This is a genomic window from Pseudoalteromonas sp. Isolate6 (genome assembly GCF_022398435.1).
GTDB classification, from domain to species: domain Bacteria; phylum Pseudomonadota; class Gammaproteobacteria; order Enterobacterales; family Alteromonadaceae; genus Pseudoalteromonas; species Pseudoalteromonas galatheae.
Genome location: NZ_JAKEVK010000433.1, coordinates 1 through 501 on the forward strand (window position 1 = coordinate 1; position 501 = coordinate 501).

Here is a 501-nt window from a genome sequence, read left to right on the forward strand (position 1 = left end):
AGATTAATTGGTATAAATAAATTGACGGAGTAAAGAGCAATAAAGTAGAAAACATTCTTTGATTCTCAGAACAACACCGGTTGCGAGAATTAACCAAAGCAAGCAAGTGGAAGACAACGCGTAATTTAAATTTGAGGGGTGGGAAGGTCATTGCTCTAAAAAAGGATCCTCAGCGCAGTGGGCAATAGCTTCCTAAATTAGAGCAAATAATTACTAATCTCACAAAGCAAAAGTTACTGCTTGCCAGCAGTATTCCGCTGTCGATTGAGCATATCTTTTGCCGCATGTCGATCATACTCAATCTGATCTTTTGTACGACATCTTCGTTTTGTAAATTTACTACCAGTGATAATATCTTGCTTGCAATATAGATCTTCTTGATTCTTAGCTATCGCGCTCTCATTATCATTTTTTGCCGGCTCGGTCGTTGAGTTACAACCCGACAGAAGCACCAATAGGACGACACAAATTCCTGCGATTTTCATAGTAAATCCTTTATAT

The 501-nt window shown here is 38.3% G+C and carries 1 protein-coding gene; it reads right to left on the reverse strand.

Annotated features, from left to right (window positions below; all coding sequences use genetic code 11):
* Nucleotides 1-233: 233 nt before the first annotated feature.
* Nucleotides 234-501 (reverse strand): hypothetical protein (locus L1D50_RS23350; protein ID WP_239966964.1); only part of this gene is annotated, 268 nt, incomplete at its 5' end.